This is a genomic window from Tenacibaculum sp. nBUS_03 (assembly GCF_051201695.1).
Lineage (GTDB): Bacteria > Bacteroidota > Bacteroidia > Flavobacteriales > Flavobacteriaceae > Polaribacter.
On sequence record NZ_CP179214.1, the window covers coordinates 3,067,385 to 3,086,269 of the forward strand.

Consider the following 18,885-nt stretch of genomic DNA (forward strand, 5'->3'; position numbering starts at 1 on the left):
CATGTTTGTAGCTAAACAAAATAATTCAAGTAAACCATCTTCATCAACGGCTTCGAAGTCGAATAGCTTTATACAGCCTAAATTGAAAGTTGTAAAGTCAGAAGATCAACAAGAAGCTACAAAAAACAAAGAGCAGATAAAAAATAAAAAAGTCAAAGAAATATCAAAAAAAGAATCCAAAGGATTAGATAAGATAAATATTCCTGGAAACAAGAAAAAGAAAGAAACCGAAGAAGGGAAAAAAGAAAAAGATTCAGGAGAGGAATTAGTTGTAAAAGAAGTAAATACAAAACAACTGAACCTAGTTTCTGATAGTACTGAAATACCAAAAAAGCAAGCTATAAAAGGAAAAGATAAGAAAAGGGTAGCCAAAGTTAAAAATAAAGAAGAAAAGCAACAATTAGCAGGTGAAAAACAGAAAGTAGCTTTAGGTAAAAAGGTAACAGAAAAAACAACACCAAGAAATCCAAAAGAAGACCCAAATTTTAAGAAGCTTGAAGGAAAACTAAAAAAAACATCAAAAGAACAACAACAACACGAAGATTCAAAAACGTCAGCATCAGTAGCACAAAGTGCTGCGGTTTCTCCAGAAAATGAACGTGTGAGTATAGCACAATCTGGACAGGTTGAAGCAATGGCTGAAGCAGAACCAGGCACATTTAATGCGGTAGATTTTAAAGCAAAATTAATGAAACGCATTGAAGGTATGCAACTGCCTAAAAACCAAGATGAAGCTGCTAATTTTGATGAGAATAATAATATTGATGAGGTAAACCAGTTAGCTACGAAAGATGTAGAAAGTGAAAAAACTACGGCAGCAGGACCAGTTGAACAAACATCACAGCAAGAACCAGATGTAGGAGCAATACCACAACGTGAAGTAACACCTTTACCAGCTGTTCAAACAGGAAATAAACCTGTCACAGCTAATCCTAAAAAGGCAATGCCTCCTAAAAGAGGAAATACAGAAGTTAACAAACCACTTGAAGAAAATGTAGCTGAAGTAGATCAGCAGATGATTGAGAATAAGGTTACAGATCAACAATTAGAAAAATCAAATGAACCATCATTTAAGCAAGGATTAGATGCTAAAAATGAAGCAAAAAAAGATGCAGTAACAGCTCCTGTTCAATTAAGACAAAAAGAAAAAGGAGTACTTCAAGGGGTTAAAGCGGGTGCAGCTACTAAAGAGCAAGTAGGTTTGGCTGGGATGCATCAAGTTAGGGGGCAGCTATTAAATCAAGTTTCAGGATCTCAAACAAAAACAGCAGGAAAAGATACTTCCGAACGAACCCGCATAGCAACTGAGATTAATAAGATTTATGAAAAATCAAAAATTGATGTAGAAGTAATATTGGGTGATTTAGATGCCAATGTAAAAAAGGTTTTTAAAGCAGGAACAGAACTTGCAAAAAGAAAGTTTGAAAATCATGTAGCTTCTAAAATGAGAGCTTATAAAGCAAGGCGTTATAGTGGGGCAGCAGGTAAATTAAAATGGGTCAAAGACAAGTTTGCAGGAATGCCAGATGAAGTAAATAATTTTTTTGTTACTGGACGTCAGGAGTATATAAGTACTATGGATAAGGTGATAACTAAAGTTGCTGAATATGTGTCTTCTAAGTTAACTGAAGCCAAAAAAAGGGTAGCTACTGGTAAGCAAGAAGTTCAAGAATATGTAACTTCATTACCTCAAAACCTTCAAAAATTAGGAAAAGAAGCTGCAGCAGAAATTAATGATAAGTTTGATGAACTGGAAGATTCAGTAAATAGTAAGCAGGATGAATTAATTGATAGTTTAGCCGAGCAGTACATGGAAGGATTAAACGCTGTTGACGCCCGTATTGAAGAAATGAAAGCTGCAAATAGAGGTCTTATTGATGCGGCACTTGGATTTATAAATGGCATTATTGAAACTATAAAAAAACTAAGAGATTTAATAGCAACATTGTTAGCAGAAATACAAAATGCAATGGATGTCATTATGGAAGATCCTATAGGTTTTGTTACTACCCTATTTGAAGGAGTAGGAAAAGGAATTGATATGTTCATGGCTAATATTCAAAAGCATATGCTGGGTGGTTTTGTTAGTTGGTTAACAGGTGCTATGGGGCCAGTAGGAATTACAATTCCAGATAATTTATTTAGCCTCAAAGGAATTTTTAGCTTGGTAATGCAGGTACTTGGACTTTCGTGGGATTTTGTTCGAAAAAAGTCGGTATTGCTTATAGGAGAGCCAATGGTTGAAGCAATGGAACAAGGCTTTGAAATGTTTCAAATTATCAGAGCTAAAGGTGTTTCCGGAATGTGGGAATATATTAAAGAGCAATTTACAGATCTTAAAGAAACAATTATAGATTCGATAAAGCAAATGCTAATTACTCAAGTAATAGAAGCAGGAATAAAGTGGCTGGTAAGTTTATTGATTCCTGGAGCAGGATTTATAAAAGCTATTATGGCCATTAAAGATCTAATTGTATTTTTTGTTGAATCTGCTATCATGCTAATACCTTCATTAATTAAAGCTATTAAATCGTTAGCTAGTGGTAATGTAGCGGGAGTTGCAAAAGCTATAGAAAAAGGATTGTCAATGTTATTGCCGCTTGTTATAAGTTTGTTTGCTAAGTTAATAGGTTTAGGTGGACTTGTAAAAAAAGTACAGAAAATTATTAAAAAAGTACGCAAGCGTATTGATCGGGCTGTTACCAAAATGATTAAAAAAGCTAAGAAGAAGTTTGGTAAAGTATTTAATAAGAAAAAGAACAAAAAGGGACAGGCTAAAAAAATAAAAGACAATAATAAGAAGCAAAAACCAGATAAAATTACTTCTAAAGATAAGGCTAAGCATAAAAAGATTATTAATAAAATTGAGAAAAATCTAAAACCGAAAGCTAAAAAAGGAGAGTCTTTTGATAAATTTTATGCTAGAAAGAAAAAAGAAGCAAAAGAGTTAGAAAACAAATATCAGCCCCAATTAAAAAAAGGGATAAATTTAGATATTAAATTTAATGAATTGGCAAAAGATAGAAAAGATAATGATGTTGATATCAATATAACTATAGCTCCAAATACCTCAAAAGGAAAAGTTAAAGCAGAGGGAGATGACTCAAAAGAACAAAAATTTAATCCATTATTACTCGAAAAATTAGATAAAATAATAACCAATAAAGACGGGACAATAGATAAAAGAAAGTTAGCAGTATTTAGAAAGGGAAGTCCTCAAAATAAATTTAAGCCAGAATCAGGTTCTGATTTTCAAGCGTATAGAATTGTAGAAGAAACAGAAGGTAAAAAAGTTAAATCTGTAATTATTTATCTCATGCCAAAAGCTAAAAAAGCGGGGCTAAAACAAATTTACATTGATGATAATGGTCATTTAAAAGAAGGGAAGTCAAAAAAGTATATTTCTCCGCACAATAATTTTATTCCAGATGAATTAACGTTAACAGAAAGTGAAGGCGTTTATAAAGCAGTGTATACTTCAAGATATGCAGATAGTTCCGATAAAAAAGATGGGAAAGCTCCTGAGTTTGAAATTGACATTTCGTTTGATGAAGCAGTTAAAGAAGTTCCTGATGCTACAGAAGCTAGAAATGTTAAAGGAACCAATTTAAAGTTAAAAGATGCTGATGGTATAGGAAGGGGTAAATGGGACGGAGGAAAAGCAGGTAAAAGTGTTGATTTTCCTGGTTTTGATAATGCTCATATTATTGGAGATCAATTTGGTGGGTCAGGTAGAAATTGGGCATTAAACATTCATCCATCATCTTCCACCTATAATCAAAAAGAAATGGCTTCCGTAGAAAATAGAATGTCAACTGTTTTTGGAACTGGTTTTTTTAATATGGAAGTAACTGCTTTTCTTAAAGATGATGTTAATGTTTCTGGCTCTCTTAAAAAAATATTAGAAAATGAATTTTTTGAAGATAATGAAGGAGAAAAGATAAAAAAGAAAGAATACGCAACAATACAAAATAAAGCAAAAAGTTCATTAAAAAAAGCTCTACATAAAGCAATGTTGGTAGATATAGAAAAGGCTCCTGCTAAATTTATGAAAACTAAGTATAGTGCTAAGAGTGTTTTGGGAGATGGAAAAACAAAGCAAATTAACTTACAAGACAAATTGAGAAAAGAAGGAGAAAGTAAAAAGGAATTTGAAGATTTCACCAAAAGAAATGAAATACATGAAGAAAAAGATAGAAGTAAATTACAAAAAGAGTTTTTTAACGATGAAAATAAAGAAATAGAAGCTTATGATGATTTCAAATTTGAAAATAAAGGAAAAGAAGTGTCAATAGGAAAAGATGCTGATTATGACATAGCGTTAGAAAACTATAAAAAAAGAGTAGCATCTGAAGGAACCAAGACCACGAAAGTTAAATAAAAAATGGAACAATTAAAAACAGCGATAATAGGGAACAAAACAACTGGATTAATCGGTTTTTTAAAGCAAATTATTTTAAAAAGATTTGAAAAGGAATTTAATAAAAAGGATATAGAGGTAGGAGAAATTGTTTTTGAAGAATCAGATAAAGAATTAATTGATTTTATAAGAAAAAAGAAATTGTCAGAAATAGAAGTGATACTTCTTATGTTAACTTATGTTCCTAATATTTTGCCAAACCTACTTTCAGAAAGTGTTTCAAAATATATTCCTGATGGAGGAGATTTTCCTGATTTTGGAGGTGTTAAAGGAAAAAATCATAGAGGTATTTTGCCTACAGGAGAAACGTTTTTGTATATTTTATCAGGTTATGATGTTGAATATAGAAGCGTATTGATAGATTTTATTTTAAACAACAGTATTTTGTTTAAAGAAAGTATCATAGAACTTGAAAAAGTTTCTTATGGAGAACCTATAATGTCAGGTAAATTAATATTATCCGAAGAATATGTTCATTTATTTTTAACAGGAAAAGAATTAAAACCAAAGATGAGTCAAGATTTCCCCGCTAGTTTAATTACTACTGATATGGAGTGGGGAGACTTAGTGCTACATGACAAAACGCTAAATGATGTTAAAGAAATTGAAAACTGGTTAGCGTACAAAGAAATATTAATGAATGAATGGGGGATGGGAGCAAAAATTAAACCAGGATATCGAGTTTTGTTTTGCGGCGCTCCAGGTACAGGAAAAACATTAACAGCTAGTTTATTAGGTAAGTATACAAAACGAGATGTTTATAGAGTTGATTTATCAATGGTAGTGTCAAAATATATTGGAGAAACAGAGAAGAACTTGTCTAAGTTATTTGATAAATCTATTGATCAAGATTGGATTTTATTTTTTGATGAGGCAGATTCTATTTTTGGCAAGCGAACAAGTGTTAGAGATGCTCATGATAAATATGCAAATCAGGAAGTTTCATATTTGTTACAACGTATTGAGGCACATCCAGGCTTAATCATACTAGCATCAAATTTTAAAAATAATATAGATGCTGCTTTTACACGTCGTTTTCATAATATAATAGAGTTTGAAACTCCGAATTATGAAGAAAGGATTCAGTTATGGAGAAAAAACTTACCTAAAAATATAGCTTTGGAGCCATCGATAACTTTACAAGAATTAGCTAAAAAATATAGTATAACAGGATCAAACATTGTAAATGTTATTCAGTACGCATGTTTAAAAACAATAGCTAATAACAAAGAGCAAATACAAAGAAAATATATTTTAGAAGGTGTAAAAAGAGAGTATACCAAAGAAGGTAAAACAATTAATATTAATATATAGTGCTTTCTGTTTTTTGATCGTAAAGGACTAAAATATATTAATAATGAATGTTTATTTAGAATTGATTGTGTACTAGTAAAAATAATAAATTATGATAAAAATAAATCAAGTTAGTGGTATCCCATTACACTATGCAAGATTGACTAATCACCCATATGGAACAAGAGGGGAGCAACGGTATTTTTTAATTGAGGAAAATTTTTTCAATGTATTGGAAAAAGCTTTATATGAAGTTTTTGAAAATTGCCCATTAGGATTCCCTGAAGTAATAACTACCGCAGGAATATTTGTAAACAAACCAGGGCAACATAGTCATGGAAAGGCTTTTGATTTAGACGCAATTTTTTGGAAAGATAAAACTTTGGTTTCAATGAATTTCGTTCATCAAAAAGAATTGTATTTAGGTATAGAGTCTTTTTTAAGAAAGCATTTTGGAATCGTATTGAATTATTATTATCCAAACCATAAGGATCATTGGCATGTAGATACTAGTGTGCCGGTAGATTATAATGAAAACTCAAAATCTGAAACATTATATTTACAATTGGTTTTAAAATATATTTATAAAGAAGAAATTTTGGTAGATGGTATTTGGGGGAGGCAAACGGCAAGAGTTGTTAGGGAAGTTTTTAACAAATTGAAAATTGATATTCCTATTACTAACAAAAAAAATTACTTACAGTTTTTGGAAGTTACAGGTAAAATAGCATTTAAACTTTGTGAAGAAAGAATATCACCAACACACCTTTTAGATAACTTAACCGAAGTAATTGATGATTTACCTGAACAAAATCGTATTGTAGTTAGAGAGGCTTTTAATAGTTTTCTCGATCACAATGATACGTTACAGTGGCTTAATAATATTAAAGAGAGCCATGATTATGATATAGATCGTTTAATTAATAGCTTTATAATATAAGATTTTATTTTTCTCTATATTGATCTTTAAAAAGTACTTTTTTCCAAGTTCTCTTTAAAATTAAAAAAGTAATATTTTGTGCATATAAATCAATGTTAGTTGATTCAATCTTTTGTATATCATTTTCGGAAACGTCAATGCGATATAAAAGGCTTGTAAATAAATCAAAATCATTAATGATGAGTTCTTTGATTTTTGCTTGAAGTTTTTTCTTCAAAGTCAAAGGAACATAGTCTTGAGAAAAATGAAGGTTGTTTCCTGTAAGGCTAAGGTCTTTATTTAGCTGATTTATAAGGTCGTTGTATAGTTTATTGCTCTTTATGTTAGATAATAAATCTGTACTATTTTGAATAGGAGTAGACATTTTTTAATTAATTCAATTTGTAATTAATAAACTGCTCATCTAAAGCTTTTAGAAACTCATTAGAGATTTTAATTTTTGTTGTTCTACTAGGTAAATTCAATTCTATTTTCTCATCAGCGTCCCATATTGTAAAATTTAGTCCTTGTGATCCTTTATTGAGTGCAAATAAATGTTGTAAATCTTTAATAGTATTTTCTTTAACCTTATCTAACGGCATTGTAATGGTGATTTTTTTACACATTTTATCCATAATGTCGTGAAGTAAATTAAAATCAGTAAAAGAAACTCTCGGATCTCCTTTTACTCCCTCTTTGTTTGTCCAACCAGGTTTGATCATAGTCTTTACAAATAAGAATGAATTTGGAACCAAAAAGTGTTTAAATCTTAAATATTCTTCGCCAAAAACTCTAAACTCATAACTGTCATTATAGTCTTCAACAATGAATGAGGCCCATCCTTTTCCAGCTTTAGAAACACGATGTTGAACATCAGTAACAATTCCAGCAAAAGTTAAAGCTAGACCTTCGTATTTAGCAATGTCTTTGAAGTGAGAAAGAGAGGCATTACAAAATTTAAGTTCATTTTTAAAATCGTCTAATGGGTGAGCAGAAATATACATTCCAATAACTTCTTTTTCTTTGGCAAGTAATTCCATAGTACCCCAAGTTTCGCATTCAGGAATAATAGGCTCAGGTAATTCAACAGCCGAGGCTTCTCCGAATAATGAAACTTGAGAAGAATTTTTGTTTTCTTGATATTTGTTACCAAAACGAAGAGCTTTTTCTAAAAAAGTTTGATTTTTTTCATCTTCAACAAAGTATTGAGCTCTATGAGTACTAGCAAAAGAATCGAAACCACCTGCTAAAATTAATCCTTCAAATGCCTTTTTATTAGCAACTCGCAAATCAACCCGTTTAGAAGCATCAAAAATAGAGTTGAAATTTCCATTTTCTTTACGTTCATCAATAATAGCTTTCACAGCATTAGCACCAACTCCTTTGATGGCAGCCATTCCAAAACGAACTGCCCCTTCTTTATTTACAGAGAATTTTGAAAACGATTCGTTGATGTCTGGACCTAAAACCTCCAGCCCCATACGTTTGCATTCTTCCATAAAAAATGATACAGACTTTATGTCATTCATATTATTAGAAAGTACTGCAGCCATATATTCAGCAGGATAATGCGCTTTTAAATAGGCCGTTTGGTAGGCAATCCATGCATAACATGTTGAGTGAGATTTGTTAAAGGCATAAGAAGCAAAAGCTTCCCAGTCTTTCCAGATTTTTTCTAACTTCTCCTCATCATGTCCATTAGATTTTGCTTGATCTACAAATTTAGGTTTCATTTTAGCCAAAACAGCAATTTGTTTTTTACCCATGGCTTTACGAAGTACATCGGCTTCCCCCTTAGTAAAATCTGCTAGTTTTTGTGATAAAAGCATTACTTGCTCTTGATAAACAGTAATTCCATACGTTTCAGCTAAATACTCTTCCATTACAGGAAGGTCATATTCTATTTCTTCATCTCCATGTTTTCTTCTAATAAAAGAAGGTATATATTCTAACGGACCAGGCCTGTATAAGGCATTCATTGCAATTAAGTCGGCAAAAACTGTAGGTTTTAGCTCTCGCATGTACTTTTGCATTCCGGCAGATTCATATTGGAAAATACCTATAGTTTCTCCACGTTGGAATAGTTCGTACGTTTTTACATCATCAATTGGAAAGTTTTCAGGATCTAAATCTACACCATGTCTAGCCTTAACAATTTTAACAGTATCTTTAATAAGGGTTAATGTTTTTAACCCTAAGAAGTCCATTTTTAAAAGTCCTGCACTTTCAACAACTGAGTTGTCAAATTGGGTAACATACATGTCTGAATCCTTAGCAAGAGCTACAGGTACAAATTTTGTAATATCATCAGGTGTAATAATAACACCACAGGCATGTATACCAGTATTACGAACTGAGCCTTCTAAAATTCTTGCTTTATTGATGGTCTCTGCCATTAGATCAGACCCATCAGATAAGCGTTTTAACTCGTTAACTAATTCAATTTCTTCAGAGCGAAGCTTTTCTTTTAATCCTTTCTCATCTAAAGAAAAGATTTTTTTCAACTTCATTCCAGGAATTAATTTTGCGATTCTATCAGCTTCAAATAGAGGTAAATCTAATACTCTTGCTGTATCTCTAATAGAAGATTTAGCAGCCATCGTACCATAAGTGATAATTTGAGCTACTTGATTTGCTCCATATTTATCAATTACGTAATCCATTACTCGACTTCTTCCTTCATCATCAAAATCAATATCAATATCGGGCATTGATACACGTTCAGGATTTAAGAAACGCTCAAAAAGTAAATCATACTTTATAGGATCTATATTGGTAATCCATAAACAAAAAGCGACTACACTTCCAGCTGCCGAACCACGACCGGGTCCAACAGAAACATCCATGTTCCTCGCTTCTCGAATAAAATCTTCTACAATTAAGAAATATCCAGGATACCCCGTTTTTTCAATAACCTCGAGCTCAAAATCTAAACGTTCACGAATAGTTTCAGTAATCTCTCCATACCTTTTTTTCGCACCTTCATAAGTTAAATGACGTAAAAAATTATTCTCACCTCGTTTACCTCCATCTTCGTTATCTTTTTCATCTCTAAACTTTTCAGGAATATCAAAGGCAGGTAATAATACATCACGAGCTAGTGTAAAAGGCTCAACTTTATTTACGATTTCTTGAATGTTTATAATGGCTTCTGGAAGATCAGCAAATAAGATTTTCATCTCATCTGAAGATTTAAAGTAATATTCGTCATTGGGTAAACCATAACGATATCCTCTTCCTCTTCCTTTTGGTGTTGCTTGCTTTTCACCATCTTTAACACATAATAAAATGTCATGTGCATTAGCGTCTTCTTTTTCTAGATAAAAAGTATTGTTTGAGGCAACTACTTTTATATCATGTTTCTTAGAAAACTCTATGAGCGTTTTGTTAACAACTTTTTCATCTTCTTGTCCGTGACGCATTAATTCGATGTACAAATTATCACCAAATTGTTCTTTCCACCAAAGTAAAGCTTCTTCTGCTTGAGCTTCTCCAACATTTAATATTTTACTAGGAACCTCTCCGTAGAGGTTTCCAGTTAAAACAATAACATCTTCTTTATATTTTTTAATAACCTCTCTATCAATTCTAGGAATGTAGTAAAAGCCATCTACAAAAGCGATAGAAGACATTTTAGCTAGGTTATGGTATCCGTTTTTATTTTTAGCTAGAAGTACAACTTGATGTCCGTTGTCTTTCTGACTTTTATTTGTGTGATCAGTACAAACATTAAATTCACAACCAATAATTGGTTTTATAGTTTGTCCGTTTGGTTTTTCTCCTTTTTCAATAGCTTCTTTATTTGCGGCATCTATTGATTTATTATGATTTAATACTGCTTGAACAAAATGAAAAGCAGCCATCATGTTACCTGTGTCAGTCATAGCAATTGCAGACATGTTGTCTTTTGCAGCTGCTTTTACGATATTTCCAATTTGAATAGTAGATTGAAGAACCGAATATTGAGTATGATTATGTAAATGAGCAAATTGAACATCTTTTAAAGTGGCTAACCCTTCAGCAGTAGAAATAGTACTATCAACATCAGTTTTAGAAGTATTTTGTTTGCGTATTTTTTCACTTTCTCTTTTAAGATTTAAGTGTTTTAATCCAATTACTTTTATAGGCATTGGGTTTGCTTCTGAAAACCGTTTAAAGTAATCAGATGAAACATCAAGCTTTTCTTCAGTGTATTGACGTAAGCGGATAAGTTCTAAAAAACATCGAGTAGTAGCCTCTACATCGGCAGTAGCATTATGAGCTTCTCCAAAACCACTACCAAATAAATGATTGTGTAATTCAGTAAGTGTGGGTAATTTAAATTTACCTCCACGACCTCCAGGAATTTGGCAAAGTGATGCTGTATGCTCGGTACAGGTGTCTAAAACGGGTAATTTGGTTAAATTATTTTCGACTCCTAAACGATGGAATTCACATCCCATTATATTCACATCAAAACCTACATTCTGACCAACAACAAATTTTGTTTTTCTTAAAGCCTCATTAAATAACTGTAATCCTTCATTCAAAGAAATACCTTGTTCATTTGCTAAATCAGTTGAAATACCATGAATTCGTTCAGCATCATAAGGAATATTAAATCCATCAGGTTTTATAAGAAAATCATTATTTTCAATCAAATTACCCATTTCATCATGCAGTTGCCAAGCAATTTGAATACATCTTGGCCAATTATCAGTATCCGTAATTGGAGCATTCCAACTTTTTGGTAATCCAGTAGTTTCAGTATCAAAAATTAAGTACATCGGTATAGTTTTCTTATTGAAGAATTGTCAAAAAACAATGTGTAAAAATACAAAGAATTTAGATTGTTTTCTCTAGAAGTTATTAACGATTAATTTTATAGTGAGATTACTCTTTTTAAGAGAGATGAATAAAGTGTTAGTTGTTGTGTTATCAAGATGTTAAGTTTTAAATAAACCCGAAAAAATTGATTAATTATCAGTTAATAAAAGTATATTTGTACTTTAATATAATATTTTTTACAATGAAACAAGGAACAGTAAAGTTCTTCAATGAATCTAAAGGTTTTGGATTTATTACAGAAACAGGATCAAACACAGAGCACTTTGTACACGTATCAGGTTTAATCGATGAGATTAGAGAAGGTGATACTGTTGAGTTTGAACTAAAAGAAGGAAAAAAAGGATTAAACGCAGTTAGCGTTAGAGTGATATAATTTTTCACAGTATTTTTATTTTCTTAAGAGCTTGTTTTTCAGGCTCTTTTTTTTGTTTTAAATAGATGTGTATTTATGGTTGTATATGGAAAATATTTTATAAATTTGCGCACTTAATTAATAATCAAGGTACGTGTACCTTACAAATTAAAATTATGCCTGTAAAAATTAGATTACAAAGACACGGTAAAAAAGGGAAGCCATTTTACTGGGTAGTAGCTGCAGATTCAAGAGCTAAAAGAGATGGACGTTTCTTAGAGAAATTAGGAACTTACAATCCAAATACGAACCCTGCTACTATTGATTTAGATATCGATGGTGCTGTACAGTGGTTACAAAATGGAGCGCAACCAACTGATACTGCTAGAACAATTTTATCTTACAAAGGAGCTTTATTGAAAAACCATTTAGCTGGTGGAGTAAAAAAAGGAGCTTTAACTGAAGAGCAAGCCGAAGCAAAGTTTGCTGCTTGGTTAGAAGAAAAGTCTGGTAAAGTAGCTGGTAAAGTGGATGGTTTAGCTAAAGCTCAAGCAGATGCTAAAGCAAAAGCACTAGAAGCTGAAAAAGCTGTTAATGAAGCGCGTATTGCTGCTAACACTCCTGCTGTTGATAGTGAGGACGCTGCAGTAGAAGGCGGAGCAGACAGTGAAGAATAAAAAACTATAGTACGATGATGCAAAAAGAAGATTGCTTTTATCTTGGCAAAATCGTTAAAAAACATAGTTTTAAGGGTGAGGTAGTTATCAAGTTAGATACTGATGAACCTGAACTTTATAGAAATTTGGAATCAGTTTTTGTCGATTTAGGCAATAACTTGATTCCTTTTTTTATTGAAAAATCATCTTTGAGTAAAAGCACTATGTTTCGTGTTAAGTTTGAAGATGTAAATACTGAGCAAGATGCAGATGCTATAATGCGTGCAGGTATTTATTTACCATTACATTTATTACCTAAGCTTACTGGGAATAAATTTTACTATCATGAAGTAATTGGTTTTACTGTTATTGATGTGAAATTTGGAGAAGTTGGAGAAATAAAAAGTATCAATGATACTTCTGCACAGCCTTTGTTTGAAATAAATAGAGGTGATATTGAAATTTTTATTCCAATGATTGATAACTTCATTCATAAAATAGATAGAGATAATAAAGTTGTTGAGGTTTCTACTCCAGAGGGTTTGATTGACCTGTATCTTGATTAAACAGAATTAATAATTTCTGTGTATAGCTATAAAGATAAAAGATACGCTCAAAAGGTTTTTATTTTGTTTTTATAAAAATATTAAAACCTTTATTTACAATTAACTTCATTATAGTTTGATTAAAAGAGTTTTATAATTTTTTGGTAAGCCTTTTTTATCTGCTTTAAAGTTAAAAGGTGTATTCAAAAAGACTATCCTTATTTCCTTTATGAATTTCTTTTAAGCCAATGTAATTAAAACCGAGTTTTGTTAATAGTTTTTTTGATGCTTGGTTTTGAGGCATTGTAAACGCTATGATTTTATTTTGTTTTAAAATTTCTTTAGTATACTTCATAATGCGTTGAGTTGCCTCAAAAGCATATCCTTTTCCTCTTCCTATGGGTAGAAACGCATAGCCTACATCAAAATAATCAGTTTTTTCTCTTTTTAGCAAGCTTGAAACTCCAATAGGAGTGTTTTTTTCATTTTCGTAAACAGTAAAGAACCCTAATCCGTTTTTGCATAATTTAGGAATCATTGTTTGTTTTAAAAAGGTATAGGTTTCCTCCACTGATTTTAGGTTTTTGTCATTTATGTTTTTAATGAAATCTGGATCATTAAATAGTTTAAAATAAAAGGGAGCATCGTTTGCTTCAACCTTTTTTAATGTTAATCTTTCAGTCTTTAATATCATGATTTAAAAATAGATAAATTCATTTAATAATGTACTTTTGTTTCTTTAATTTATAACAAATGAGTTTACTAGAGGAGTTGCAAGAAAGAAGTGGAAATCAATGTGAGTTGTGTACTACAAAAAAGGATTTAAAAATATATGAAGTATCACCAATTTCAACAGGTGGAGTAGATGGAAGTTTGTTAGCTTGTGAGAAATGTATAGGTCAAGTTACAGATGCTGATAAAACAGAAGTAAACCACTGGAGGTGTTTAAATGATAGTATGTGGAGTGAGTTCAGGGCTGTAAAAGTAGTAGCATGGAGAATGTTACATCGCCTAAAAAATGAAGGTTGGCCACAAGACTTGTTAGATATGATGTACTTAGAAGATGAAGAGTTGCGTTTTGCCCAAGCTACTGGTGAGCATTTAGATGAAAGTGAAAAAATAATACACCGTGATGTTAACGGTGCTATTTTAGAAGCAGGTGATAGTGTTGTTTTAATAAAAGATTTAAAGGTAAAAGGGTCAAGTATGGTGGCGAAACAAGGAACCGCAGTTCGAAGAATTTCTTTAGATCATGAAAACGCTAAGTATATTGAAGGAAAAGTAGGGCCTACTCAAATTGTGATAATTACAGATTATGTAAAGAAAATGTCTGAAAAAGAGTAGTCTATGTTAAAAAAGCTCAAATTTAATTAAATTCGAGCTTTTTTGGGTTAAATTATTTTTCAGCATTATAATATACCTTATAATATTTCATTTTTTTATCCTCATCATATCCTTGTTCTAAATATTCAGTAGAGGCATCAGGAGCATCAACATCAATTTTAATTTGGATGTTCGTATCTAGTTTAATTTCAGTTTTAAATTTACTTTTTTCCTTTTTTAAAACCGGGTCAGATACTTCAAAATTATTTCTAATTAAAACATCATTCAACTTTTCAAAATGTTTTTTATAGTCTTCAAACATATCTTTATGTTTGTCATCTTCAAAAACTTCATCCTTAAATCCATGATAGTCTACACTTTCATGCTCTTTAAAATAGTCAACTGTATTTGCTAAAAATGAACTTTGTTCTTGTTTTCCTAGTTCAGGTTTTATAATTTCTTCAGAAAAGTCTTTACACATTTCTAAATAATTCTGAGTATGTAGATTTCTATCATCTGCAAATTTCACACTCAAAAAGTTTTTTATCCAGTATTGAGCATCATAATTATTATTGTCAATAGATAAAACAACGGTTCCTTCAGTGTCGGAAGAGTTTAAAATTAAACACCCTTTGTCTAATTTTTTTGTTGAAATACCTTTTTGTACAACTACATCAAAACTTTCATCATCTAAATATGTTTGAAAAAAATCAACTTTACTTTCAATTTTAAAAATCCCAACAGCTTCTGTTAAAACATCTTTATATTCAATTCCTTCAAAATAAGCAACAATTACATCTCCTGTTTTTATATTGGCAGAGTTAGATTGTTCATATAAGTGGTTAACAATGTTTTTTGAATTTTCAATAAAAGTTTCATTACTTTCATCTTCAAAAACATCAGAAGTATATTTGTTAATTTCGTTTAATCGAACATCAGCATGGTGGCTAAAGCGGTAGCTTTGTGTAACAGTACCAAAGTTTTTTAATAAAAAAGGCATTAACAGCTCATAGCTTTCTTCGTCAAAACGAACTAAACTTTCAGATAAAGCATTTTGTCCACTATTGTATTTATTAGCAACTTTATGAATAATACATTTATTAATTTCGGCACGTGTTCTTTTAATCATATTCTAAAAAATTGAAAGACAAAAATAAGTATTTTAGTACCGTTAAAAATAATAGAATATGAAATTATTAGGAATAGGATCAAGAATTAATCACTCAGAATATGGATTTGGTGTAGTTACTAACGTTGATAGCAACCATTATTGGGTTACTTTTCAGGAAAACGGATTAGAAACAATAGCGTTAAATGATGATTTTGAAACTATTGAAGCGGTAAATCAAGAAGTAGATACTGTAAGTTTTTATGAGGTAGAAAGTTCGCTACGAAAAATTTTAAAGCAATGGAGTGATGTTACTGAAATTGTACCGATAGCTGATAAATTTAAAGGAGGGAATTTAATTATACAACCAGCCGATGCTAATTTAAGTGCCAAGGAAATACCTATTGATACATTTTTTCATAAAATAGTAATGGTTCGCGATCGCATTAGAGTAATGGAGCAAAAGATAAACGCAAGTAAAACTTTAGCAGATCAAGATAAAGTAGATTTACAGCAGTACATTACTCGAATTTATGGTAGTTTAACTACTTTTAATGTACTGTTTAAGTTGAAGTCTGATCATTTTATAGGGGTAAAATCAAAATAGACTATAATTTAAGTTTTAATTGCTCAGGTAGTAATTTAAAAGATTTTCTATGATGTATTGTTGCTCCAAATTCACGAATAGCGTTACGGTGTTCTTTGGTTGGGTAGCCTTTGTTTTTTTTCCAATTATATTCTGGAAATTCTTGGTGAATTTTATCCATATAATCATCTCTATAGGTTTTAGCTAAAACAGAGGCTGCAGCAATGCTCATATATTTGGCATCTCCTTTAATGATAGTTGCATGGGGGATTTCTTTATATTGTTTAAATTTATTACCGTCAACAATTATAAACTCTGGTTGTACGCTTAATTGTTTTATAGAGCGGTGCATTCCAGTAATAGAAGCTTGTAGTACATTAATTTCATCAACTTCATCTTGGTAGATAAAAGAAACACCAAAAGCTAATGAGTTTTTTTCGATAAAAGGACGTAGCTCATTTCGTTTTTTTTCTGAAAGTTGTTTAGAGTCATTTAATAATTCATGCTCAAAATCAGCCGGTAAAATAACAGCAGCAGCTACTACAGGACCAGATAAACAACCTCTTCCTGCTTCGTCTGTACCTGCCTCTAAGGAAAATCCGCTATAATTTAGTTTCAACATACTACAAATTAACAGTTTTCAAAGAAAACATTCACATTTTTTCTCATTTTATTATTATACTTTTGTAGGTATGAAAAAAAGTTTCTTAGTATTTTTTTGTTTGATAAGTGTACAACTTGTTTTTTCGCAAATTAGAGAGTTAGAAGGTGGTTTTGGAGGTTTAGGAGGTGTTAATCAGAATAGAGATTCATTACCCAGTGATGAAATTGATGTAGAATTAAGTGGAAGAACTAAATACACAGATTATAAAATTATTTCACATCAAAGAGATACCACTATCATAGATACTACTTTAACAATACAAAAGAATTATAAATTTAATTTTTTAAGAAAAGATAATTTTGAATTATTAGCGTTTCATAACCAAGGTCAGACTTTTAATAATTTAGGATATGATTTTAACGCCATTTCTCAGTTTCCAGATATCGGTTTTAGAGCAAAACAGTTTAATTACATAAATATTGAAGATGTAAAATATTATCAAGTGCCAACACCAACAACTGAAATATTATATCGAGGAGGGTTAGAACAAGGTCAGGTTTTAGAAACATTATTTACAGTAAATTTTTCAAAACGATTAAATGTAGCTTTAACATATAAAGGAATACGGTCTTTGGGTACTTATAGACGATCACTGGCTAGTAATGGGAATTTTAGAGTTTCTTTTCATTACGAAACACCAAAAGGGCAATATGCTATAAGAGGGCATGCGGTTAATCAAGATCTTGCAAACGATGAAAATGGAGGTTTAGAAAGTGAATCTTTATTGAATTTTTTAAATGACAATCCTGATTTTAGTAGTAATAGAGGTAGATTAGACGTTAATTTGAATGATGCGGAAAGTGTTTTTGAAGGTAAAAGATTGTTTTTTGAACATACATTTAAACTGCTGTCATCCAGAGATTCACTAAATAATAAAGATTTTTCTAATTTAAAAGTAGGACATCAATTTATTAGAGATTCTAAATATTTTGAATTTAAGCAAGTCACACCCTCTGCAATCTTTGATGAGAATAGAGCAGTAGGGAATTTAAATAATAAAACTGATTATCTTTTATATAATAATGAATTGTTTTTAGACTTTAATTCTAAATACGTACTGGGGCATTTTAGGGTTAAAACAAGTTATACAAATTATAATTATGGATACGAGTATTTACAGAATAATTTAGTTGGAATAGAAAATAATAAATTAAAAGGTAATGCAATTTCATTTGGGGCAGACTGGAATGGGAAAGTAAATAATTTTTATGTGAATGCCACAGGTACTTTAACTCCAGGAAGTGGAAGGTTAGCTGGAAATAATTTATATGCCGAAGCATATTATAAAAAAGATAGTTTGTTTACTGTTAAAGCAAAAATTAGAATTAATAATAAACAGCCAAATTTTAATTTTTTACTACATCAAAGTATTTATAACAAATTTAATTGGGAGAACAATTTTGCTTCAATAGGAACTAGGATTTTAGGAGGAGAGATTCAAAGTAAGTGGGGAAATGCATCTGTTGATTTAACGAATATAGATAATTATACTTATTTTAATGAAGAAGAGCTCCCAAAGCAGTATTCTGGGACTATAAATTATTTAAAATTAAAAGTGTCAAAAGAATTTTCTTTAGGGAAGTTTTCGCTAGACAATACGTTAATGTATCAAAAAGTAGCGAGTGGAAGCGAGGTTTTAAGAGTCCCCGAATTAGTAAGTAGAAACACATTGTATTTTTCAGATAATTGGTTTAAGGGGAACCCTCTTTTTGTGCAAATAGGAGCTACTCTTAAATACTTTTCAAAATACAAGGCAAATGCTTATAATCCTTTATTGGGAGAATTTAGATTGCAAAACACAACTGATATTGGATATCCAATGGTTGATTTATTCTTTAACGGAAGAGTTAGAAGAACTCGAATATATTTTAAAGCAGAAAATATTAGTTCTTTTTTTCTTAAAAAAAATTACTTATCTGCTCCTACTCATCCATATCGTGATTTTACAATTCGTTTTGGGGTAGTTTGGAACTGGTTTATTTAATAGATTAAAAAGCACTTAAACAATATTGGAAATTGTTTTTAATATCTAACCTAATATTAGGTTTAGCTCTATTTAATAGTTTATATATTATTGGTGAAATAAATTGAATAAAAGCAAGAGGAGCTTTGTTAGGTAATAATTCTATGGAATTTATGGATTGGTTTGATGTTGTTCTTCACGGAATACCTTGGGGTTTCTTTGGTATTAA

General features: G+C 30.9%; 14 protein-coding genes. 9 read left to right on the forward strand and 5 right to left on the reverse strand.

Annotation, left to right across the window (positions count from 1 at the left end):
* The first annotated feature begins 1 nt into the window (after position 1).
* The 3 genes from ACMFBB_RS14175 to ACMFBB_RS14185 all read left to right on the forward strand — a co-directional run bounded on the left by ACMFBB_RS14175 (position 2) and on the right by ACMFBB_RS14185 (position 6,653).
* Entirely contained in the window at positions 2 to 4,381 is a 4,380-nt protein-coding gene (locus ACMFBB_RS14175) for a hypothetical protein (RefSeq protein WP_435261411.1), read from the forward strand.
* 3 nt (positions 4,382 to 4,384) lie between these two features.
* A complete protein-coding gene (locus ACMFBB_RS14180; protein ID WP_435261412.1) occupies positions 4,385 to 5,734 on the forward strand; it encodes an ATP-binding protein in 1,350 nt (449 codons plus the stop codon).
* Positions 5,735 to 5,825: 91 nt separating this feature from the next.
* Positions 5,826 to 6,653 (forward strand): hypothetical protein, encoded by an 828-nt coding sequence (locus ACMFBB_RS14185; protein ID WP_435261413.1) that lies wholly within the window; start codon positions 5,826 to 5,828, stop codon positions 6,651 to 6,653.
* Positions 6,654 to 6,657: 4 nt separating this feature from the next.
* Here the strand turns inward: ACMFBB_RS14185 and ACMFBB_RS14190 are convergent, their stop codons facing one another.
* The gene (locus ACMFBB_RS14190) at positions 6,658 to 7,017 is read right to left on the reverse strand and encodes a hypothetical protein (RefSeq protein WP_435261414.1); all 360 of its coding nucleotides are present in this window, start codon (positions 7,015 to 7,017) and stop codon (positions 6,658 to 6,660) included.
* Positions 7,018 to 7,024: 7 nt separating this feature from the next.
* Positions 7,025 to 11,398: a DNA polymerase III subunit alpha gene (gene dnaE, locus ACMFBB_RS14195; protein ID WP_435261415.1), complete on the reverse strand. Its 4,374-nt coding sequence runs from the start codon at positions 11,396 to 11,398 to the stop codon at positions 7,025 to 7,027.
* Positions 11,399 to 11,640: 242 nt separating this feature from the next.
* On the opposite strand from dnaE, the gene ACMFBB_RS14200 reads away from it, so the two are divergent.
* The 3 genes from ACMFBB_RS14200 (at position 11,641) to rimM (ending at position 13,033) form a co-directional block, all read left to right on the forward strand.
* Positions 11,641 to 11,832, forward strand: a complete 192-nt coding sequence (locus ACMFBB_RS14200; RefSeq protein WP_093869969.1) for a cold-shock protein — start codon at positions 11,641 to 11,643, stop codon at positions 11,830 to 11,832.
* 155 nt (positions 11,833 to 11,987) lie between these two features.
* Entirely contained in the window at positions 11,988 to 12,488 is a 501-nt protein-coding gene (locus ACMFBB_RS14205) for a 30S ribosomal protein S16 (RefSeq protein WP_435261416.1), read from the forward strand.
* 17 nt (positions 12,489 to 12,505) lie between these two features.
* Positions 12,506 to 13,033 (forward strand): ribosome maturation factor RimM, encoded by a 528-nt coding sequence (gene rimM, locus ACMFBB_RS14210; RefSeq protein ID WP_435264310.1) that lies wholly within the window; start codon positions 12,506 to 12,508, stop codon positions 13,031 to 13,033.
* A 169-nt stretch (positions 13,034 to 13,202) separates the two neighbouring features.
* Here the strand turns inward: rimM and ACMFBB_RS14215 are convergent, their stop codons facing one another.
* A complete protein-coding gene (locus ACMFBB_RS14215) occupies positions 13,203 to 13,706 on the reverse strand; it encodes a GNAT family N-acetyltransferase (protein ID WP_435261417.1) in 504 nt (167 codons plus the stop codon).
* 59 nt (positions 13,707 to 13,765) lie between these two features.
* On the opposite strand from ACMFBB_RS14215, the gene ACMFBB_RS14220 reads away from it, so the two are divergent.
* On the forward strand, positions 13,766 to 14,356 hold the full coding sequence (locus tag ACMFBB_RS14220) for a PhnA domain-containing protein (RefSeq protein ID WP_435261418.1): 591 nt from the start codon (positions 13,766 to 13,768) through the stop codon (positions 14,354 to 14,356).
* 52 nt (positions 14,357 to 14,408) lie between these two features.
* Here the strand turns inward: ACMFBB_RS14220 and ACMFBB_RS14225 are convergent, their stop codons facing one another.
* Positions 14,409 to 15,464 (reverse strand): nucleoid-associated protein, encoded by a 1,056-nt coding sequence (locus tag ACMFBB_RS14225; protein WP_435261419.1) that lies wholly within the window; start codon positions 15,462 to 15,464, stop codon positions 14,409 to 14,411.
* A 58-nt stretch (positions 15,465 to 15,522) separates the two neighbouring features.
* Here ACMFBB_RS14225 and ACMFBB_RS14230 point away from each other — a divergent pair, with 58 nt between their 5' ends.
* Positions 15,523 to 16,050, forward strand: coding sequence for a hypothetical protein (locus ACMFBB_RS14230; RefSeq protein WP_435261420.1), 528 nt, complete (start codon positions 15,523 to 15,525; stop codon positions 16,048 to 16,050).
* Between the two features lies 1 nt (position 16,051).
* Here the strand turns inward: ACMFBB_RS14230 and ACMFBB_RS14235 are convergent, their stop codons facing one another.
* Positions 16,052 to 16,651, reverse strand: coding sequence for a ribonuclease HII (locus tag ACMFBB_RS14235; RefSeq protein WP_435261421.1), 600 nt, complete (start codon positions 16,649 to 16,651; stop codon positions 16,052 to 16,054).
* A 70-nt stretch (positions 16,652 to 16,721) separates the two neighbouring features.
* Here ACMFBB_RS14235 and ACMFBB_RS14240 point away from each other — a divergent pair, with 70 nt between their 5' ends.
* Positions 16,722 to 18,677, forward strand: coding sequence for a putative porin (locus tag ACMFBB_RS14240; protein WP_435261422.1), 1,956 nt, complete (start codon positions 16,722 to 16,724; stop codon positions 18,675 to 18,677).
* The last annotated feature ends 208 nt before the right edge of the window (positions 18,678 to 18,885 follow it).